The organism is Micromonospora sp. NPDC000089, assembly GCF_042899365.1.
Classification (GTDB): Bacteria; Actinomycetota; Actinomycetes; order Mycobacteriales; family Micromonosporaceae; genus Micromonospora.
On record NZ_JBIAZT010000003.1, the window covers coordinates 77,247 to 97,936 of the forward strand.

At 72.5% G+C, this 20,690-nt stretch carries 17 protein-coding genes and 1 pseudogene; 7 read left to right on the forward strand and 11 right to left on the reverse strand.

What is annotated here, in order from left to right; all coding sequences use genetic code 11:
- Positions 1 to 229: 229 nt before the first annotated feature.
- The gene (locus tag ACFY3U_RS06945) at positions 230 to 1,537 is read left to right on the forward strand and encodes a PLP-dependent aminotransferase family protein (RefSeq protein WP_387196213.1); all 1,308 of its coding nucleotides are present in this window, start codon (positions 230 to 232) and stop codon (positions 1,535 to 1,537) included.
- A gap of 8 nt (positions 1,538 to 1,545) precedes the next feature.
- A complete protein-coding gene (locus tag ACFY3U_RS06950) occupies positions 1,546 to 2,547 on the forward strand; it encodes a D-alanine--D-alanine ligase (RefSeq protein ID WP_387196216.1) in 1,002 nt (333 codons plus the stop codon).
- Between the two features lie 6 nt (positions 2,548 to 2,553).
- Here the strand turns inward: ACFY3U_RS06950 and ACFY3U_RS06955 are convergent.
- From ACFY3U_RS06955 to rpmH, 10 genes and pseudogenes are all read right to left on the reverse strand, one after another.
- Positions 2,554 to 3,476: pseudogene (locus ACFY3U_RS06955) on the reverse strand (hypothetical protein).
- Between the two features lie 2,390 nt (positions 3,477 to 5,866).
- On the reverse strand, positions 5,867 to 6,067 hold the full coding sequence (locus ACFY3U_RS06960; protein ID WP_387196219.1) for a hypothetical protein: 201 nt from the start codon (positions 6,065 to 6,067) through the stop codon (positions 5,867 to 5,869).
- A 267-nt stretch (positions 6,068 to 6,334) separates the two neighbouring features.
- Complete coding sequence (locus ACFY3U_RS06965) at positions 6,335 to 7,357, reverse strand: ParB/RepB/Spo0J family partition protein (RefSeq protein ID WP_387196222.1); 1,023 nt, start codon at positions 7,355 to 7,357, stop codon at positions 6,335 to 6,337.
- Between the two features lie 27 nt (positions 7,358 to 7,384).
- Complete coding sequence (locus tag ACFY3U_RS06970; RefSeq protein ID WP_387196224.1) at positions 7,385 to 8,734, reverse strand: ParA family protein; 1,350 nt, start codon at positions 8,732 to 8,734, stop codon at positions 7,385 to 7,387.
- Between the two features lie 201 nt (positions 8,735 to 8,935).
- Positions 8,936 to 9,679: a 16S rRNA (guanine(527)-N(7))-methyltransferase RsmG gene (gene rsmG, locus ACFY3U_RS06975; protein ID WP_387196227.1), complete on the reverse strand. Its 744-nt coding sequence runs from the start codon at positions 9,677 to 9,679 to the stop codon at positions 8,936 to 8,938.
- Positions 9,680 to 9,881: 202 nt separating this feature from the next.
- The gene (locus ACFY3U_RS06980; protein WP_387196230.1) at positions 9,882 to 10,469 is read right to left on the reverse strand and encodes a protein jag; all 588 of its coding nucleotides are present in this window, start codon (positions 10,467 to 10,469) and stop codon (positions 9,882 to 9,884) included.
- Positions 10,470 to 10,681: 212 nt separating this feature from the next.
- Complete coding sequence (yidC, locus tag ACFY3U_RS06985) at positions 10,682 to 11,674, reverse strand: membrane protein insertase YidC (RefSeq protein ID WP_387196232.1); 993 nt, start codon at positions 11,672 to 11,674, stop codon at positions 10,682 to 10,684.
- 3 nt (positions 11,675 to 11,677) lie between these two features.
- Positions 11,678 to 11,965 carry a membrane protein insertion efficiency factor YidD gene (gene yidD / locus ACFY3U_RS06990; protein WP_387196235.1) on the reverse strand — a complete coding sequence of 96 codons (288 nt, stop codon included), beginning with the start codon at positions 11,963 to 11,965 and terminating at the stop codon, positions 11,678 to 11,680.
- Positions 11,962 to 12,378: a ribonuclease P protein component gene (rnpA, locus tag ACFY3U_RS06995; RefSeq protein WP_387196238.1), complete on the reverse strand. Its 417-nt coding sequence runs from the start codon at positions 12,376 to 12,378 to the stop codon at positions 11,962 to 11,964. The genes yidD and rnpA overlap by 4 nt, the downstream gene beginning before the upstream one ends.
- A 36-nt stretch (positions 12,379 to 12,414) precedes the next feature.
- Entirely contained in the window at positions 12,415 to 12,552 is a 138-nt protein-coding gene (gene rpmH, locus ACFY3U_RS07000) for a 50S ribosomal protein L34 (protein ID WP_067300964.1), read from the reverse strand.
- A 634-nt stretch (positions 12,553 to 13,186) separates the two neighbouring features.
- On the opposite strand from rpmH, the gene dnaA reads away from it, so the two are divergent.
- From dnaA to ACFY3U_RS07025, 5 genes are all read left to right on the forward strand, one after another.
- Positions 13,187 to 15,148 (forward strand): chromosomal replication initiator protein DnaA, encoded by a 1,962-nt coding sequence (gene dnaA, locus ACFY3U_RS07005; protein ID WP_387196243.1) that lies wholly within the window; start codon positions 13,187 to 13,189, stop codon positions 15,146 to 15,148.
- A gap of 785 nt (positions 15,149 to 15,933) precedes the next feature.
- Positions 15,934 to 17,067 (forward strand): DNA polymerase III subunit beta, encoded by a 1,134-nt coding sequence (dnaN, locus tag ACFY3U_RS07010; protein WP_387196246.1) that lies wholly within the window; start codon positions 15,934 to 15,936, stop codon positions 17,065 to 17,067.
- A 38-nt stretch (positions 17,068 to 17,105) separates the two neighbouring features.
- Positions 17,106 to 17,978 (forward strand): phosphogluconate dehydrogenase (NAD(+)-dependent, decarboxylating), encoded by an 873-nt coding sequence (gnd, locus tag ACFY3U_RS07015; protein ID WP_387196249.1) that lies wholly within the window; start codon positions 17,106 to 17,108, stop codon positions 17,976 to 17,978.
- A 16-nt stretch (positions 17,979 to 17,994) separates the two neighbouring features.
- Positions 17,995 to 19,128 carry a DNA replication/repair protein RecF gene (gene recF, locus ACFY3U_RS07020; RefSeq protein WP_387196252.1) on the forward strand — a complete coding sequence of 378 codons (1,134 nt, stop codon included), beginning with the start codon at positions 17,995 to 17,997 and terminating at the stop codon, positions 19,126 to 19,128.
- A gap of 274 nt (positions 19,129 to 19,402) precedes the next feature.
- Positions 19,403 to 19,927 (forward strand): DUF721 domain-containing protein, encoded by a 525-nt coding sequence (locus ACFY3U_RS07025; RefSeq protein ID WP_387196255.1) that lies wholly within the window; start codon positions 19,403 to 19,405, stop codon positions 19,925 to 19,927.
- 35 nt (positions 19,928 to 19,962) lie between these two features.
- On the opposite strand, the gene ACFY3U_RS07030 is transcribed toward ACFY3U_RS07025, so the two are convergent.
- The gene (locus tag ACFY3U_RS07030; RefSeq protein ID WP_387196258.1) at positions 19,963 to 20,547 is read right to left on the reverse strand and encodes a hypothetical protein; all 585 of its coding nucleotides are present in this window, start codon (positions 20,545 to 20,547) and stop codon (positions 19,963 to 19,965) included.
- Positions 20,548 to 20,690: the final 143 nt, after the last annotated feature.

Below are 20,690 nucleotides of genomic sequence, written 5' to 3' on the forward strand. Positions count from 1 at the left end.
CCGACGAGCGATCGTACGCCGCCCCTCGACCGTACGGGAGGGGACGCGCGAACGCCCAGCCGAGCCGGTGACCCGGCGCCCGGGATGTGGACGTACGCCACGTGCGAGCGACCGGGGGCGGCCGGCCGGACTACCATCGGGCAACCGGCGTCCCCGCGCCGCCATGGTCGCCGGCACCGCGGGTACCACACCGGGCGGCAGCCCGACCGACACCCGACGAGGTGATGTCATGACCGGCACGACGCTCGACGACTACACCGACCGGTACGCCCGGCGGGTCCGGGGAATGACCGCCTCGGAGATCCGGGCGCTCTTCGCGGTGGCCAGCCGACCGGAGGTGGTGTCGCTCGCCGGCGGCGCGCCGTACATCGCCGCGCTGCCGCTGGACGCGGTCGGCGAGATGCTCGGCCGGCTCGGCTCGGAGCACGGCGTCACCACCCTGCAGTACGGCATCGGTCAGGGCACCCTGGAGCTGCGCGAGCGGATCTGCGAGGTGATGGCGCTCTCCGGCATCGACGCGGCCTGCGGTGCCTCCCCGGAGGACGTGGTGGTCACCGTGGGCGGCCAGCAGGCGCTCGACCTGGTGGCCCGGCTCTTCCTCGACCCGGGTGACGTGGTGCTCGCCGAGGGCCCCACCTACGTGGGCGCGCTCGGCGTGTTCCAGGCCGCCCAGGCGCAGGTCGCGCACGTGCCGATGGACGACCAGGGGCTGATCCCGGAGGCGCTGGAGGTGGCGATCGCCGACCTGGCCCGGGCCGGCCGGCGGGTGAAGTTCCTCTACACCATCCCCACCTACCAGAACCCGACCGGCGTCACGCTGAGCGAGGAGCGCCGGGAGCGGGTGCTGGACATCTGCGAGCGCGCCGGCCTGCTGGTGGTGGAGGACGACCCGTACGGTCAGCTCGGTTTCTCCGGTGACGCCCCGGCGCCGCTGCGGGCCCGCCGCCGCGACGGGGTGTTCTACCTGAGCACCTTCTCCAAGACGTTCGCGCCGGGGCTGCGGGTCGGCTGGATCCTGGCCCCGCACGCGGTGCGCGACAAGCTGGTGATCGCCAGCGAGGCGCAGATCCTCTGCCCGAGCGGCTTCGCGCAGGCCGCCGTCGCGACGTACCTGTCCACCATGCCGTGGCGTCAGCAGCTGAAGGTATACCGCGAGGTCTACCGGGAGCGGCGGGACGCCATGCTCTCCGCGCTGACGGACCTGATGCCCGCCGGCACCACCTGGACCACGCCCGCCGGCGGTCTCTTCGTCTGGGCGAACCTGCCCGACGGGTTGGACGCCAAGGCGATGATGCCGCGGGCGATCGCCGCCCGGGTGGCGTACGTGCCGGGCACCGGCTTCTACGCCGACGGCTCCGGCGCCGGCAACATGCGGCTGAACTTCTCCTTCCCGCCCCCGGAGCGGATCCGGGAGGGGGTGCGCCGGCTGGCCGGCGTGATGGAGCAGGACATCGCCATGCGCAAGGTCTTCGGCCCGCTCGGACCGGCCGGGCGCCGACGGGGCGGCCCGGACGCCCCCGGCCCCGACTTGGCATGATTCCCGGCATGGCTGAAACCGTCGCCGAGCGCTCCCCGGTCACCGATCCCGCCACCCTCACCGACCTCCGGGTCCTGGTGCTCGCCGGTGGCCTCTCGTACGAGCGGGACGTCTCGCTGCGCTCCGGGCGCCGGGTGCTCGACGCGCTCCGCACGGTCGGCGTGGAGGCGGAGCTGCGCGACGCGGACGTGGCCCTGCTGCCGGCACTCGCCGCGGACCCGCCGGACGCGGTGGTGATCGCCCTGCACGGCGCCACCGGCGAGGACGGCTCGCTGCGCGGCGTGCTCGACCTGTGCGGCGTGCCCTACGTCGGCTGTGACGCCCGTGCCTCCCGTCTCGCCTGGGACAAGCCGTCGGCCAAAGCGGTGCTGCGGGAGAACGCCATTCCCACGCCCGACTGGGTGGCGCTGCCGCACGACCGTTTCTCGGAGCTCGGCGCCGTGGCGGTGCTCGACCGGATCGTGGACCGGCTCGGGCTGCCGCTGATGGTCAAGCCCACCCAGGGTGGTTCGGGCCTGGGCGCCGCGGTGGTCCGGGACGCCGCGGCCCTCCCGGCCGCGATGGTCGGTTGCTTCGCGTACGACTCGACAGCGCTGGTCGAACGGTACGTGCCCGGCATGGACGTGGCGGTCTCCGTGGTCGACCTGGGCGACGGCCCGCAGGCGCTGCCACCGGTGGAGATCGTGCCGCGCAACGGCGTGTACGACTACGCGGCCCGCTACACGGCCGGCCGGACGACCTGGCACGCACCGGCCCGGCTGGAGCCGGCGGTCGCCGACACCGTCGTCGAGGCCGCCCTCTCCGCCCACCGGGCGCTGGGTCTGCGTGACCTCTCCCGGGTGGACCTCATCGTCGACGCCGACGGTCGTCCGCACGTGCTGGAGGTCAACGTGTCGCCCGGCATGACCGAGACGTCGCTGCTGCCACTGGCGATCCAGGCCGCCGGGATGGACTTCGGGCGGGTTCTCGGGTCGCTGGTGGCCCGGGCCGCCACCCGCCGCTCCGGCTGACCCGAGTCAACCGCCGCTCAGGCTGACCCGAGCCGACCGCCGCGTCGGGGCGATAACCGCGGTCTCGTCGCATCGGCCGGAATTGAGTGACGCCGCCGGGCCCCACTCAGGCGGGCCCGGCGGCGCCTTCTGCCTCCGGTGGCTGGGCGCCCGGCTGACCTGGCGGCCGGAGGGCGCTACCGCTCTTCGGTGGAGTCGGCCGCACTGGGCGGACCGTCCGACCCGGCGTCGGATTCGGCCTCCTCGGGCGCCGGCTCGGGGATCTCCTCGGCGGCCTCGATCACCGACACCGGCTCCTCGTTGGCGTCCGGCGCGTCGGTGGTGGGCTGGGCGGTGAGGCTGGACGGTGCCTGCCACTGGATGCGCGGCGGCTCGGCCAGCGGGCGACCGCCGAACTCGGCCAGCCAGGCCGCCACCATGGCCAGGTTCTCCCGCCACTGCGTCTCGGAGATCGGGGGCAGGATCGAGTCCCACAGCGAAAGGAAGGTGCCCCGCAGCTGAAGCCGCCCGTACGGCCGGGCGAGGAACCACATGTGCAGGTGGGCGGAGCCGTCGCCCCAACGGTTCACGTGAACCCGGGCGACACCGTCCAGCGACCGGATGGCGCGCTCCAGGCGTACCGTCATCACGCCCAGTTCGGCCGCCAGCAGGTTCGGCAGGTCGCCGAGATCGAGGTGCGAACGGGACTCCAGGATCAACACCATCGGCAGACCGGTGGGGCGGTCCATCGCGCGCACCCGCCAGCGTTCGCCGACCCAGATGTAGGCGTCATCGGGGGCGTTGCAGGCCGTGCAGTCACGGTGCCCCTCGCCCTTGCGAGGAGGCTCCACCGAGACCGGATCATCAAGGTGCTTGACGCGAAGGTCGCCTTCGAAGGGAAACGAGGGCCACTGGGTGAAGTCCGGGACTGAGGGAGGGGTGTCGTGCACGACGCTGACCCTAACCGAGTCGGCGACCGCTGTCCCTACCGAGAACCCCGGCGTTCGCGAGGAGTTTTCGGGCACCGGAAACCGTCACTCACGGCGTGCGAAGACGACCTCTGCGCAGTTGTCCACAGGCCAACATCGGTGTCTGTGCGGGCCGTCATCCACAGGTCAGGACGCTGTTTCACGCCTCGTTTCACGTGAAACGGCGGGTGCCTGTGGACAACCGCTGTGGATAACTTCGTGGCTCATCCACAGCGCTCGCCAGGCCGGCACCGGACCCTTCCTTCCCAACGACCGAGGGTGCGGTTGGCTGCTGTCACGGGAGGACCTTTCCGGCGGGGCTTCCCTCCCTGGTGCCTCTCGCCGCCGCCGTGGACCGTCGTCGACGACGCGGTCGACGATCCCTCCAGACGCCCGGCGTCTCCGCCGTGTTCAGCAGGCAAGGCCGATCGCCTCGTAGCAGGAATATCGAGCGAGCCTGCGGAGGGGCGGCCCTTGCCGTCGTGGGCCAGGAGCGGGTGAGGGTTCGGCGATGGGCGTGGTGTCGACCGGCCACTTGCACGGATCGGCGTCGCTAGCCGATCGGGGCGACGCAGTGGGGATGTGGGGATCGCCTTCTCGCCACGACGGCACGGGAGACGGGAGCGGTTGGCACCCGGCTGTAGACGTTCCACGTGAAACGGCCTGGGCGACCCATCCGGCACTGGATGCGTCGAGCCCGTCGAGCTGCCCGGCGGTGCCACCATCACGGTGTGCAACTCGCGGCGAACGGCGCGATCGGCATCCGACCCACCGGCCTGGCCGACCTTGATGCATCGGCATGTGAGCCGCGGGCCCGGTCGGCCGACCGGAGTGCCAGTGGCTCCCACCTCCACCGTCACGCTGCACCGCATCCACCCGGCGCTCCGACCGCACCATCCCCCGTGGCCCCACCCCCTAGCGCGGGCTACCGGGACACTGCCGGTTGCCGGCAATCGCGCCGCCGCCGTCAGCCACCTGGTACGGCCCGGAGAACCCGGGAGGGAGGGCGCTAGCCATCGCGATCGAAGCGACCTGCAGGGCGAGTCGACTCGAATGAGGTGGGACGGGAGAGCGTAGGTCAAGCCCTCCGGCAAACGTGGCGCTCCCGTTTCACGTGAAACCGGATTCGGACCCCGCGCGTACGACCATCGCGCCCTCACGTCCTCGCTTCCTCACGTCCTCGCTTCCTCACGTCCTCGCTTCCATGCGCCCCGCGTCCCCGCCTCCCCGCGTGCTCGTGTGCTCGCGCCTCTGCGCCCCTCGCGGCCCTTCTGCCCCCTTGCGTCCCGCTCTCAGGATTCTTCGCCCGCCCATCGCCCCGGCTTGCGTGCGTCGTCGGGCCGCCGGCTAGGGCCCCGGTCGAACGGACCCTCAGCTCGCGCTCCGGCTGCCTGGCCCTTCGGTCGGTGCCCGCCCTCAACTCTGCCGAGTGCGTGCTATCGCTTCCGACCAACTCCACGAACTCCACGACGCCCCGTGACTCTGGCGCGGTCGGCGTGGGTCAGCGCGGCCCGTCAGTTCGCCCGGACCCGACGGCGCGCGTAGGCCGCCTGGCCCTGCCTTGGAGGTCCTCGCCGGGCTGCCGCCCTCACCGCCCGCGCGAAGCGCGCCGACCTCGCTGCCCCGCGCCGACCTCGCCGCTGCTGCGCGCCGACGTAGCCGCCCCTGCACCGCCCGACCGCCCGAGAAAAGTCGCGCACCGCACGGACTTGCAACGCCCTGCACCACTTCGCGCCGAGGCGCGCCGGCCCGCGTGGCATAACCATGCCCGGCCCCCGTGCCGCACGACTTTGGCCACGCTGGCGGTCGCTTCAACCGTTTCACGTGGAACGCAGCTATGAGCCGCCAACCGCCCGCGCCTCTCTTAGCGTCGTGGCGAGGAGGTGCCCCGACCCCGCGAACGGCCCGACGCGGAGGCGAACGAATTCCCGAGCCGTTCCAGGGGCCGGCTGTCGTCCCCGAGTGCAGACTCCATCGCCTCCCGGCGCGGACTCCCTCGCCGTTCCACGTGAAACGAGTACTCGCGCTGGCACGGGTTTTCCACCGGAGGGACAGCCAGTTCAGTGGGCAGCCACCGCACCTCTGCGCCAGGGCGGTTCCCGATCCGTGGCCACCCCGACGGGTCATCCCGCGAGGCGGCAACAGCTCAGTGCGGTGTGCTATCGCGGGCGCCGAGCGTAGGTGCGAAGAAGGCAGGCTCTGTCGTCGGCCACCCCGCTGCCCGGTCGCCCAGTCATGGCACCCAGACGGGTCGCTTCACGGGCTGTCGGAAGCGCCCGCCGGAAAGACGAGCCCCCACAACCCATCGGCCACCCGAGCGTCCACACCCCACCGTTCGGCGAGATCGAGGATCGTCGCGTACTCCTCAGCCGTCAGCCACACCGGTAGTCGAGGACGTTGGCGCAGAGCTTGTCGAGCCCGATCTCCTCCTCGCCCGCCCGCACATCCATCAGCGAGTCGGCCGACCGCGGATCCAGCGGCGCACCCATCTCCACCTCACCCGACGCGTTCGCCCGGCCCGACAGCGCCTCGACCAGGTGCTGAAAACGTCGACATTCCTCGGCCCAGTACACGGATCGGAGCCTTGCACAGCGGGACCTGATGGCCCCACGACCGGAAGACCGCACGGGCCGAGGACCCAACAGCGGCCAGCCAGTTGACCGCGGTTCGCGGCGGCCCCGTGCTACGCCACGACAACGTGGGTGACCACAGGCTCGGCGAACCCGTTCGCACCGACAGGGCACCCCCCCCTCCCGAGCACCCCAACTACGGCTCGAGATGAGAACCGGCCGCGCATCCTGAGAAAGCGGAGTCGCGGCCGGTGTCCTCATAGGATCGGGTCAGCCCTCGGGCTCCTGCTGCTCGACGCCGATGATGCCGACGATCCGTTCCAGGTCATCCACCGTGGCGAACTCGATCGTGATCTTCCCCTTGCTCCGGCCGATGTCGACCTTCACCCGGGTGTCGAAGCGGTCCGAGAGCCGATCGGCGAGATCGGTGAGGGCCGGGGCGTGCGGCCGCGACCGGCGCTTCGCGGGCGTCTTCGCCGGCCCGTCGTTCAGCGCCAGGGCCACCACTTCCTCGGTGGCGCGTACGGAGAGGCCCTCGGCGACGATCCGGAGGGCGAGCTGCTCCTGCGCCTCGGCGTCGTCGAGGCTGAGCAGCGCACGCGCGTGCCCCGCCGACAGCACGCCGGCCGCCACCCGCCGCTGCACCTGCGCCGGCAGGTTCAGCAGGCGGATGGTGTTGGAGATCTGCGGGCGGCTGCGGCCGATCCGCCGGGCCAGCTCCTCATGGGTGGCACCGAACTCCTCCAGCAGCTGCTGGTACGCGGCCGCCTCTTCCAGCGGGTTGAGGTTGGCCCGGTGGATGTTCTCCAGGAGCGCGTCCCGGAGCATCGCGTCGTCCTTGGTGTCCCGGACGATGGCGGGGATGCTGTCCCGGCCGACCGCCTGCGCGGCCCGCCAGCGCCGCTCGCCCATGACGAGCTCGTACTTCTCGCCGTCGAGCTGGCGTACGACGATCGGCTGAAGGAAGCCGACCTCCTGGATCGAGGTCTTCAGCTCCTCCAGGGCCTCCTCGTCGAAGACCTGCCGTGGCTGCTTCGGGTTCGGCACGATCGAGTCGACCGGGATCTCGGCGAAGCGGGCACCGGGCACCGGGCTCAGCTGTGCCTCGGGTGCGTCCGACCCCAGCGGAGCCGGTGCCGGCGTGGGCGCCGCAACGGGCGCCTGCTCGTCGGTGATCCGCACGGTGCCGTTCGTCGGCGCAGCGGCGGCAGTATCCGGCTCCTCGATCACCGGCGCGGTGGGGATCAGCGCCCCGAGTCCTCGACCCAGACCGCCACGGGGTCGGTTCTTCATGCCACGCCTCCCAGCGAATCGTCCGCGTCACGCATTACGGCTCACCGGCTCCTTGGCGCCGCGCTCCGCGATCTCCTGGGCGGCCTCGAAGTAGCTGGTGGCCCCCCGCGAACCGGGATCGTAGGTCATCACCGACTGGCCGTAGCTGGGCGCCTCGGACACCCGCACGTTCCGCGGGATGACGGCCTGGAGCACCTTGTCCCCGAAGTGGTTCCGGACGTCCTGCTCCACCGCGTCGGCCAGCCGGGTGCGGCGGTCGTACATGGTGAGCAGGATCGTGGAGACCTCCAGCTTCGGGTTCAGATGCTGGCGGACGAGGTTGATGTTGTTGATCAGCTGGTTCAGTCCCTCCAGCGCGTAGTACTCGCACTGGATGGGGATCAGCACCTCCTGGGCCGCCACGAGCGCGTTGACCGTGAGCAGCCCGAGCGAGGGCGGGCAGTCGATGAAGACGTAGTCGAAGTGCCCCGGGTACGCGTTGATGGCCCGGGAGAGCCGCGACTCGCGCGCCACCACCGAGACCAACTCGATCTCCGCACCCGCGAGGTCGATGGTGGCCGGCACGCACCAGAGGTTCGGGATGCCCTCGACCTCCTGGGCGACCTCCGCCAGCGGCTCGCTGTTGATCAGGCAGTCGTACACGTCCGGGATCCCGGTGTGGTGCGGGACGTTGAGCCCGGTCGAGGCGTTGCCCTGCGGGTCGAGGTCGACCACCAGCACCCGGTTGCCGTGCAGGGCGAGCGCCACCGCCAGGTTCACCGTGGTCGTGGTCTTGCCCACGCCGCCCTTCTGGTTGGCGACGCACATGACCCGGGTCCGCTCGGGGCGCGGCATGGTCACCTCGCCACTCGGATTAAGGATCTGCACGGCGCGCATCGCCTCCATAGCCAACGGTGGGTCATCCTCTTCGCGCGTCGGGGTTTCACGTGAAACGTACGCGGCTCCGGCGGACTCGCCGGCCACCATGTCGGTCATCGCGGCCGGCGTGTCGACGGCGACGGACCCGTTGTCCGCCGCCGCGCTCGCGGGCGGCTGGGACGGCACCTGCGGCGGCACGTTGCCGGCGACCGGGGTGTCGAACCGGGAGGGCACCACCGCGTTACGTGGCGCCGGCGCGGATCGATCGCTCGGGGCGTTCGCGGGCCGACCGTCCGGGGTGGACGCCGACACCGCGCCGTACGCCTCGGCGTGCGAACGTGCGGAGCCAATCGCCGGCACGTCCCGGCGAACCACCGGGTCGCACTCCGGTGGGTCTTCCGCGGGCCGACCCTCGGTCGGCCACCGAGGGTCGGTTTCACGTGAAACGGGGCCCGGACCGGAGGGTGGGCCCTCGGGTCGACTCACCCGTGGATCGTCGTACCTGCCGTCGTCATGCACCTGTCATCCCTGCCCGCTCCGGATGGTCGGTCCGCACCTCGTCAACTGATCGCGACCGCGCGAACCGCGCGGCGGAAGCGGTCGCGACCGGCACCCGGCACGTCGCCCGCTCCACACTATCGACGCGCGGTCAGCCTACGGGGACCGGCGCGGCCGGTCCATCGCGGCGACCCCCGTGACAGCGATCACGCGCCGCGCGGATCAGCGAGTCGGCTTCCGGCCGCCGCGGGAACGCTTCGGCGGCTTCACCCCCGCCGGGCGGACCAGCCGCTCGCGCACAACCTCCACCACGGTGGTGGGTGGGTCGATCGTGCCCACTCCGCACAGCTCGACGCTCGGCTCACCGCCGCCGAGCCGGCGTACCGCCTCGGCGTGCTCGGCGATCTCCTCGCCGGCGGACGCGCCCTTCAGGGCGACCAGGCGGCCACCACGTACGGCCAGCGGCAGGCACCAGCCGGCGAGCCGGTCGAGCGGTGCGACCGCCCGTGCGGTGACCACGTCGGCCGTGAACGGGCCGACACCGCTCGCGCCCGAGGCCGCCTCGTCAGCACGCCCGCGGAAGACCCGAACCGTCCGGGCCAGGCCGAGGCGCTCCACCGCTTCCACGAGGAACGAGGTACGCCGGGCCAGCGGCTCGACAAGGACGACCGTCAGGTCGGGGCGGGCGATCGCCAGCACCAGTCCCGGCAGGCCGGCACCGGAGCCGACGTCGATCACCGAGGCGCCCTCCGGGATCCGCTCGGCCACCGCAGCGCAGTTGAGCAGGTGACGGTCCCAGATCCGGGGTGCCTCCCGGGGGCCGATCAGGCCGCGGACCACCCCGTCGGTGGCGAGCAGTTCGGCGTACCCGGCCGCCAGGTCGAGCCGGTCGCCGAAGAGCGTGCGCGCCGCGCCGGCGACCTCGGCGGGCAGCGCGGCGTCCTGCGGCGAGGGCTGGGCCCGCACCGCCGAGGAGTCAGCTCCGGCGGGCGAAGGGTCAGACCCGCCAGACCCGGCCAGTGAAGGCTCGGCCGGGCCCGACGAAGGATCCGGGCGGTGCGCGGAGGCCGTGGACGGGGCGGTCGCGGGGCGGACAGGCGACGGCCCGGGCGGCGTGCCGCCCGGGCCGGTCACGGCGGCCGCCGCGTCGTGGTCGGGTGTCACCAGGTCAGTCCGCCGGCCGTACGACGATGCGCCGGTTCGGCTCGACGCCCTCGGACTCGCTCTCGACGCCGCTCATGGCGTTCACCACGTCGTGCACGCACTTGCGCTCGAAGGCCGACATCGGCTCCAGCCGGACGGCCTCGCCGTGCTCCTTGACCTTCTCGGCCGCGTTCTTGGCGACCGCGGCGAGCTCCTTGCGCCGGTTGGCGCGGTAGCCGCCGACGTCGAGCAGCAGCCGGCTCGGGGTGCCGGTCTGGCGGAAGACCGCAAGCCGGGCCAGCTCCTGGAGCGCCTCCAGGGTGGCGCCGCGCTGACCGACCAGGTTCTGCAGCCGGGCGCCGACCACCTCGACGACCGGGCGGCCGGCGGAGACCAGCTCGTCGATGTCGCCGTCGTAGTCGAGGATGTCGAGCAGGCCCTCGATGTAGTCCGCGGCGATCTCGCTCTGCGCGAACAGCTCGCTCTCGCCGGGGGACTTCTTCTCCCGGGTGCCCGGCTCCGCGTCGGTGTCCTCGGCGTCGCCGTCGGCGGTCGCGACGGTCTCCTCCTCGTCCAGGTCGGCGTCCGTGCGGGGGATGCTGGTGTCGGTCACGGTTCATCTCCGTACTCGCTCGGCGGACCGTCGGATCCGCTGGTTTCCCGGGGGACCGGCGGGAGCCGGCCGGTGCCCACGGGCACGTCCTGTACGGGCAGTCTCGCCCGCGACCGCGGCACGCGCGGCGGGTTCCGGCCCGGCGCCGGCCGTACGGCGGCTGCGCGGTACCGGAAGGCCGCCGTCGGTGTCCCGACGGCGGCCCGGGTGGGTCAGCCCTGGCGCTTGGCCGGCCCCTTCTTGGGGTTGGCCGGCTTGGCACCCGGCTTCGGGCCGGCCACCTTCGGCGCGACGGGCTTCGCGGGCACCTGCGCGGCCGGCTTGTTGCGGTTGAGGAAGCCGGCGGCCTTGGCCGGCTGCACGGGACCGCGGTTGGGGGTGCCGGCCTTGTTCGGTACGCCCTTGTTCGTCACCAGCGGCGGGAACTTGCGCAGCACCCACTGCTGCTGGCCGAGGGTGAAGAGGTTGTTGGTGACCCAGTAGATGATCACGCCGATCGGGAAGATCGAGCCGGAGATCAGCAGGGAGAGCGGGATACCGTAGAGCATCAGCCGCTGCACCATCCGCTGCTGCGGGTCCTCCGCCCAGCCGGTCTTGAGGATCATCTGACGGCTGGTCAGGTAGGTGGTGCCCATCATGACCAGCACCAGGATGCCAGCGATGGTCTTGACGGCTGTGCTGTTCGCACCCAGTTCCGCAAGCTCCTGGGGAGTAGAGCCGAACTTCCCGGAGATCGGCGCGGTGAAGAGCTTGGCATTCGACGCGCTGTTGAACTGGTCGACCGACCAACCGTAGAGGGTCTTCAGCGGGTTGTCGGGGTTGAGCCGCTTCAGCGTGTGGAAGAGACCGAGGAAGACGGGGATCTGAAGGAACATCGGAAGGCACCCCATCAGCGGGTTGGCCTTCTCCTTCTTGTAGAGCTCCATCATCTCTTTCTGGAGCGTCTCCCGGTCACCCTTGTGCTTCTCCTGCAGCTCCTTGACCTTGGGCTGGAGCGCCTGCATCGCCCGCTGGGACTTGATCTGCTTCACGAAGACCGGGAACAGGATCACCCGTACGGTGACCACCAGGAAGACGATGGAGAGGATCCACGCCCAGTTGGTGCCGAGGAACGCGTTGACCGGCACCCCGATGGCGTCCCAGGCCGAGTGCCAGGTCAGCAGGATCCACGAGATCGCGTAGTAGATCCAGTCAAGACTGAACAATTCTCAGGCTCCAGTCACATCGGCACGGCGGCGGCCGCCCGGCTCGGGCACCGGGTCATGTCCACCTGGGTGGAAGGGGTGGCAGCGCAACAGCCGCCGGACCGTGAGGCCGGCCCCCCGGAGCGCACCGTGCCGGGTCACCGCCTCCAGGGCGTACGCACTGCACGAGGGGTAGAACCGACAACGGGCCGGCAGCGCCGGGCTTATCCAACGACGGTACGCGATGACGGGCGCGATCAGCACCCGGGCACCCCGGCTGGCCGGCCTCGGCACGGCGGACTCCCCGCTCATCGCGGCCGCCGTCCCCGGGGCGCCGAAGCCGCGACGATCGCCGCGTCCAGGTCGCCGCCCAGCCGGGCGAACGACGCCTCGGCGGCGGCCGGCAGCGCCCGCACCACCAGGGTGCTTCCGGGCGGCAACCCGGCCAGGCGCTCGCGGACCAGGTGTCGCAGTCGCCGCTTCACCGCGTTGCGGACCACCGCGGGGCCGACGGCCTTGGACACGACGAAGCCGGCGCGGGTCGGTGCGGAGATCAGCTCCGCACCGGATTCCCGCGCCGGCTCCGGCGAGGTTGTCGCGGTGGGGTCGGGCCCCGGCGGCAGGGTCAGGTGGACGACGACCGCGCCGCGGCCGGCGCGTCGACCACCTCGGACCGCCGCGGCGAAGTCGGTGCTACGCCGCAGTCGCTGTGCGGCCGTCAGCACGACTGCCCACGCCCTCCGGACCGGCCCCGGTCGGCCTCAGGCCGACAGGCGGGTGCGGCCCTTGGCCCGACGGGTCGACAGGATGGCGCGGCCGGCACGGGTGCGCATGCGCAGCCGGAAGCCGTGGGTCTTCGCGCGCCGGCGGTTGTTCGGCTGGTAGGTGCGCTTGCTCACGTCAGGCTCTCCGTTTTCGTACGTCCCCGGCACGGGTTCGCCCGGGGTCGTGTGGCGGTCCAGGTCACCTCGGCGGTGGCCCCCGATCGGTGCTGCCCGGCGATGCGGAACCTCGACGATGCCGGAGGCGACCGCGGGCAGCAAGCACCCATCACCCTAGCAGAGGGCAACAGAGCAGCCGTTCCAGCCTACGCAGGGGGGCAACGACCGTCAACCGACCCGCGCGGGCCGGCACTCCGGGCGCCGACCCGACCGATCAGGTGGTTTTCGCGGATACCGACAAGCGTGGCGGGGTGCCGTCGGTTGATGGTGCACCACCGTCGCTGTTACCGTGCGCGTTTGCGGTCGGCGTCGGGGGTGCGAGATGACGCCGACCGGCTACCGGACAGGGCAGTGAATCGTTCGGCACGGTGAACCCGCTTCAACGCCCTCCCGACAGGGGGCACAGGCCGACCCGCGTCCGGTGGGCGGCCCCCGTCGCTCGGTACCCACAGCCTGTGGATAACTTGTGGATGCCGGTCGGCCAGCCGTCCGGCGGGTCAGGCACCACCCGCTCGAACGCGGTGGCGGGCCCGGTACGGCCGACTGGACCACAGCGGCGGCCGGGAGCAGAGGCGAGGGGGGTGGCACGACGGTGGCTGGAACGATCGACCTTGCCGCGGTGTGGACCGCGGCGACGGACGAGCTCGCCGACGAGATCATCTCCGCGCAGCAGCGCGCGTACCTTCGGCTCACCCGGCTCCGCGCGATCGTCGAGGACACCGCCCTGCTCTCCGTGCCGGACGCCTTCACCCGGGACGTGATCGAGTCCCGGCTGCGGCCGGCGATCACCGAGGCGCTCACCCGCCGGCTGGGCCGGCCGATCCAGGTGGCGGTCACCGTCCGGATCGCCGAGGACGGCACCGGCCGCCCCGCCGGGACGGTCTACCGCAGCGGCCCGGAGTCGACGCAGTCGGAGTTCGACGCCGCCCCGCCCGGGTTCGACGGCCCGGAGCCGGGCCTCCGCGACCAGCCCGAGCAGCAGGCCTTCCCGGACGCGCCGGACCAGCAGCGGTATCCGCACCAGCCCGGCCCTCACGAGCAGCGCGGATACCGCGACCAGGACGCCTCCCCGGCGTACCAGCAGCAGGTCTTTCCCGGGGCCGACCAGCAGTTCCCCCGGGCGGACCAGCAGGAGCAGGGCTACCCGCAGGAGCAGGGCTACCCGCAGCGGGCCGCCGAGCCGGCGGCCGGCCGGCCGGCCCACGACGGGCAGCGGCCCGGGTTCATCCCGGCCAGCCGCAACGGCGGCCAGGAGAGCCTCTTCGGGGCCGCGTTCGCCGAGCCGGTGCCGCAGAGCCGCCCGCCCGAGCGGCGCGGCTTCGAGGACCGCTCGCGCCCCGACGCCCACGACCCGGACCGGCGCGGCTACGAGCCGCCGTACCGGGACCAGGGGCGCCCGCCGTCCCGGGACACCCAGCCGCCGCGCGGCCTGGCCCGCGACGGCGGCACGGACAGCGGTCCCGGCCGGTCCGGCGCCGACCACCGGCCCGGTGGTGGCGGCGACCGGCGCCCGGACGGCGGCAGCGGCAACCGGCTCAACCCGAAGTACATGTTCGAGACGTTCGTCATCGGCTCGTCCAACCGGTTCGCGCACGCGGCGAGCGTGGCGGTCGCCGAGTCACCGGCGAAGGCGTACAACCCGCTGTTCATCTACGGCAGCTCCGGGCTGGGCAAGACCCACCTGCTGCACGCCATCGGGCACTACGCGCAGACCCTGGGCAACGCCCGCTCGGTCCGGTACGTCTCGACCGAGGAGTTCACCAACGACTTCATCAACTCGCTGCGGGACGACAAGACCAGCGCGTTCCAGCGCCGCTACCGCGACGTCGACATCCTGCTGATCGACGACATCCAGTTCCTGGAGAACCGCGAGCGGACCCAGGAGGAGTTCTTCCACACCTTCAACACCCTGCACAACGCCAACAAGCAGATCGTGATCACCTCCGACCGGTCGCCGAAGCAGCTGGCGACGCTGGAGGACCGGCTGCGGACCCGCTTCGAGTGGGGACTGCTGGCCGACATCCAGCCGCCGGACCTGGAAACCCGGATCGCGATCCTGCAGAAGAAGGCGGCCCAGGAGCGCCTGTACGCCCCGCCGGACGTGCTGGAGTTCATCGCCTCCCGGGTGTCGAACTCGATCCGGGAACTGGAGGGGGCGCTGATCCGGGTCACCGCGTTCGCCAGCCTGACCCGCTCGTCGGTCGAGCTGTCGCTGGCCGAGGAGGTGCTGCGGGACTTCATCCCGGACGGCGCCGGCCCGGAGATCACCGCGGACCAGATCATGGTCTCCACCTCCGAGTACTTCGGGGTGAGCCTGGAGGACCTGCGCGGGCACTCCCGCTCCCGGGTGCTGGTGAACGCCCGCCAGGTGGCCATGTACCTGTGCCGGGAGCTGACCGACCTGTCGCTGCCGCGGATCGGCCAGGCCTTCGGTGGCCGGGACCACACCACGGTGATGCACGCCGACCGCAAGATCCGCCAGCAGATGGCGGAGCGGCGCTCGCTCTACAACCAGATCGCCGAGCTGACCAACCGGATCAAGCAGAACACCTGAGCCCCGCGGGGTGGCGTACGCCACTTCCGCGCGATGTCCACAGCGCCCGGCCGGATCTCCGGCCGGGCGCTGCGTCGTTCGCGGGCCGACCGGATTGACCCTCCACCCGGTCGAGGGCCCAGCATCGGTGTCGTGTTCGTCCACAGGATCGCCCGGTTGTCCACATGCCCTGTTCCACAGGCGGTGGATAACGACGCTCGGTCCCGACCCGGTTACCCACAGACTGTGGACAAACCCTGGGGACGAGCCTGTGGACGCCTGGGGACGACGGTGAAGTTGTCCACCGACGGACGTCCACCTGTGGGCGGCCTGTTGAAGGTTCTGGGGACAACGTCGATCCGACCCGCCGGCAATATCCACAGCACTGGGGAGAAACCCCGTGGACAACCGGTGGACAACCGGTGGACAACTGTGGACAACTGTGGGGACGACGCCGGCTGTGGACACGCGGCCCGGTTGACCCCCCGGTTCTCCACAGCCAACCCACCGGTGGATAACCTGTCTGACCTGCGCGGACGCGAGTTCTCCACAGTTTGCACAGGTGCGATGAAGACGATGGGTTTATCTCTACTAAGAATCAAAAACCAATCATCACCGTTGGACTTCCTGTGGATCGGGCCGGAGCACTGCCGTCGGCAGTCGCCGAGGCAGCTGGATCAGGAGGGTCGGGCGCACAGCCGATGCCCTCGCGCCCTAAGGTGCGATGGGCACCCGCACGGTCGGGCGGGGTGGTGGGCAGCGGTCGGCATGAGAGAGTTGTCGTCGACGTCGACGCGGAGGCATTGATGAAGTTCCGAGTGGAGCGCGACGCGCTCGCCGAAGCGGTGGCGTGGACCGCGAAGAGCCTGCCCAGCCGGCCGTCCGTACCGGTGCTGGCCGGGGTGATGCTCCGGGTCACCGACGGCAACCTGCAGGTCTCCGGCTTCGACTACGAGGTCTCCAGCCAGGTGACCGTCGAGGTGCAGGGGGACGCCGACGGCGCCGCCCTGGTCTCCGGTCGGCTGCTCGCCGAGATCACCAAGGCGCTGCCGGCCAAGCCGGTGGACATCGCCGCGGTCGGCGCCCACCTGGAGCTGGTCTGCGGCAGCGCCCGGTTCACCCTGCCGACCATGCCGGTCGAGGACTACCCGGCCCTGCCGGAGATGCCGGAGAGCGCCGGCACCATCGACGCCGCCGCCTTCGCGGCCGCCGTCGGCCAGGTGGCCGTCGCCGCGGGCCGGGACGAGACCCTGCCGATGATGACCGGGGTACGCCTCGAGCTCTCCGGCGGCACGCTGGCCATGCTCGCCACCGACCGCTACCGGCTGGCGCTGCGCGAGATGGACTGGAACCCGGACGACCCCGACATCAGCCTGAACGCCCTGGTGCCGGCCCGCACCCTGAACGACACCGCCAAGGCGCTCGGCCCGCTCGGCGGCCAGGTCACCATGGCGCTGTCCCAGGGGGCCGCCGGCGAGGGCATGATCGGCTTCACCGGCGGCACCCGGCGCACCACCAGCCGGCTGCTCGACGGCGCGAACTACCCGCCGGTGCGCTCGCTCTTCCCGGCCAACCACAACGCCGAGGCGCGGGTCCCGGTCGCCACCCTGATCGAGGTGGTCAAGCGGGTCGCCCTGGTCGCCGAGCGGACCACCCCGGTGCTGCTGAGCTTCAGCTCCGACGGGCTCGTCGTCGAGGCCGGCGGCACCGAGGAGGCGCGGGCCAGCGAGGCGATGGAGGCCACCTTCACCGGCGAGCCGCTGACCATCGGCTTCAACCCGCAGTACCTGATCGACGGCCTGGCCAACCTGGGCGCCCAGTTCGCGCTGCTGCGGTTCGTCGACGCGTTCAAGCCCGCGGTGATTTCCCCCGCCGGCGAGGATGGCGAGGTCGTCCCGGGGTACCGGTACCTCATCATGCCGATCCGCGTGTCCCGCTGATCGCGCCCCACGGAACCAACGCACGGAGGTAGGACCAGATGCAGCTCGGCCTGGTAGGACTCGGTCGGATGGGCGGCAACATGCGCGAACGCCTGCGCGCCGCCGGTCACGAGGTGGTCGGCTTCGACCGCAACCCGGAGCTGAGCGACGTCGCCAGCCTCGCGGAGCTGCCCGCCAAGCTGGATGGGCCGCGCGCGGTGTGGGTGATGGTCCCGGCCGGTGTCACCGATGCGACCATCGACGAGCTCGCCGGCGTGCTCGGCGAGGGTGACATCATCATCGACGGCGGCAACTCCCGGTTCAGCGACGACGCCCCCCGCGCCGAGCGGCTCGCCGAGCGCGGCATCGGCTACCTCGACGTCGGCGTCTCCGGCGGCGTCTGGGGCAAGCAGAACGGGTACGCCCTGATGGTCGGCGGCGCGCAGGAGCACGTCGAGCGGCTGATGCCGATCTTCGAGGCGCTCAAGCCGGAGGGCGAGTTCGGCTTCGTGCACGCCGGCCCGGTCGGCGCCGGCCACTACGCCAAGATGGTGCACAACGGCATCGAGTACGGCCTGATGCACGCCTACGCCGAGGGCTACGAGCTGCTGTCCGCCTCCGAGCTGGTGACCAACGTGCCGGGCGTGTTCAAGTCCTGGCGCGAGGGCACCGTGGTCCGCTCCTGGCTGCTGGACCTGCTCGACCGGGCCCTCGACGAGGACCCGGAGCTGGCCGAGCTGAGCAGCTACACCGAGGACACCGGCGAGGGCCGGTGGACCGTCGACGAGGCGGTCCGGCTGGCCGTCCCGCTGAACGTCATCACCGCGTCGCTGTTCGCCCGGTTCGCCTCCCGGCAGGACGAGTCGCCCGCGATGAAGGCCGTCGCCGCGCTGCGCCAGCAGTTCGGCGGGCACGCCGTCCACAAGCGCTGAGCGGTATCCACAGCCTGTGTACGTCCGCCGGCTCGAACTGGTCGACTTCCGCTCGTACGAGCGGGTCGGCGTCGACCTGGAGCCGGGACCGAACGTCCTGATCGGCGCCAACGGCGTCGGCAAGACCAACCTGGTCGAGGCGCTGGGCTACGTGGCGACCCTGGATTCGCACCGGGTCGCCACGGACGCCCCGCTCGTCCGGATGGGCGCCACCGCCGCGGTGATCCGCTGCGCGGTGGCGCACGACGGCCGGGAGCTGCTGGTCGAGCTGGAGATCGTCCCGGGCAAGGCCAACCGGGCCCGGCTCGGCCGCTCCCCGGCCCGCCGGGCCCGGGACGTCATCGGTGCGCTGCGGCTGGTGCTGTTCGCCCCGGAGGACCTGGAACTCGTCCGCGGCGACCCGGCCGAACGCCGCCGCTACCTGGACGACCTGCTGGTCCTGCGGCAACCGCGGTACGCCGGGGTGCGCGCCGACTACGAGCGGGTGGTCAAGCAGCGCAACGCCCTGCTGCGCACCGCGTACCTGGCCCGCAAGACCGGCGGCACCCGGGGCGGGGACCTGTCCACCCTGGCCGTCTGGGACACCCACCTGGCCGGGCACGGCGCTGAGCTGCTCGCCGGCCGGCTTGAGCTGGTGGCCGCGCTCGCCCCGCACGTGACCAAGGCGTACGACGCGGTGGCCGCCGGCCGGGGCGCCGCGGGGATCGCGTACAAGCCGTCGCTGGAGCTGACCGAGCCGACCACCGACCGGGCGGCGCTGGCCGAGGCCCTGACCGCCGCGCTGGCCGACGCCCGCTCGGCGGAGATCGAGCGCGGCACCACCCTGGTCGGCCCGCACCGCGACGACCTCACCCTCACCCTCGGCCCACTGCCCGCCAAGGGGTACGCCAGCCACGGCGAGTCCTGGTCGTACGCGCTGGCGCTGCGGCTGGCCGGGTACGACCTGCTGCGCGCGGACGGGATCGAGCCGGTGCTGGTCCTCGACGACGTCTTCGCCGAGCTGGACGCGGGCCGGCGGGAACGACTGGCCGAGCTGGTGGGCGGGGCCGGCCAGCTGCTGGTGACCTGTGCGGTGGACGACGACGTGCCGGTGGCCCTGCGCGGCGCCCGGTACGCCGTCGGCGAGGGGACGGTGCGGCGTGTCGACTGATCCGGACGCGACCGGCCGGCGGACCACGGGTGAACCGGGCCGCGTGGCATCAGGCGGGGAGGGCGGTGCGCGTACCCCCGGGGGAGCAGGCGGGGCCGGCGGACGCCGGGCGGCCCGACCGCCCGGCGCCGACGCGGACGCCGCCCGGGTTGGCCGCGATTCCGGCGCCGGCCCGGGTGGGCGCGGGGCGGACGCCGGCCGGGGCGGGCGCGACGCCGGCGGAAGCCCGGGGAGCGCGGACGCCGCAGTCGGCGGTTCGGCTCCCGGTGACGGGTTGGGCGCGGCGGGGGACGGCGCCGCGGCGGGGCCGGAGCTGGCCCGGGCGGTCCTGGAGGCCGCGAAGGCCCGGCGCAACGCCGCGGCACAGACCCGCCGCCGCAGCGCGGTCTCCGGCGACGGCGGCGAGCGGCGGCTGCGCGGCTACTCCGGCGCGGGCCCCGACCCGCGCGACCCGCAACCGCTCGGCGTGGTGCTGGAGCGGCTGATGAAGGCCCGCGGCTGGCAGCAGCCGGCCGCCGAGGCCACCGTCTTCGGCGCCTGGGAGAAGGTCGTCGGGCCGGAGATCGCCCAGCACAGCCGCCCGGTGAAGCTGGAGGACGGCGAGCTGACCGTGGAGGCCCGCTCGACCGCCTGGGCCACCCAGCTGCGGCTGCTGGCCGGCTCCCTGCTCAAGCGGATCGCCGGCGAGGTGGGCCACAACGTGGTCCGCAAGCTGCACATCCACGGGCCGGCCGCGCCGTCCTGGGGGCGCGGCCCGCGCCGGGTGCGCGGGCGGGGCCCCCGCGACACCTACGGCTGAGCCCTGCACCGGGCCTGGTCGGGCCGGAGGGTGGCTCAGACCGGGGTGCCGGGCCGGCGGCCGGGCTCGGCGTCGGCGTAGACGGCGAACCCGCGGTCCGCGCAGCGCCGGTAGAACGCCGCCAGCACGCCCAGCTCGGCGCAGGTGAAGTTCCACTGCGGCGGCTCGCCCTTCTCGTCCCGCAGCCGGTCCAGCCGGCTGTCCAGCCAGCGCAGCTGCTGCTCGGCCAGCCGGCCGTCGCCCAGCAGGGCACGCAGCACCTCGCCGACCGACTCGAAGGTCACCACCTCGCCGTACGGCCGGTGCTGCGCGACGAACTTCTCCACCCCGCCGGCGATCCACGCGCAGCCGTCCGGGTCGATCACCGGGTCCTCGTCCTCGGCGGCGGCCTCTGTGGCGTAGAGCACATTCTCCAGCCCGAGGATCAGGTCGACCAGCTCCGTGTAGACCGTCGCCCGGACCGAACCGGTCTTGGCGATGTGCTCGGCCAGCGCGGCGGTCGGCGCGGAGATCCGGGGAATGTCCACGATGTCGCCGAAATCCACGAACTCGGCCGGTGCGACCGGGTCGTAGAAGCGGCCGGTCCGCGGCCAGTGCACCGCGACGTTGTCCAGCCCCATCTGGCCTCACCCCTTGAGAGCGCGTGTCGGTTCGTTCGGGTCGATCGTCCCGGTTACGGATGGAAAAGATCAAGACGAGCACCGCCGGCGCCGCAAAGGTACGGTACGACCGTCCCGCGCGCGACCCTCGGCGGGGCGGCCGG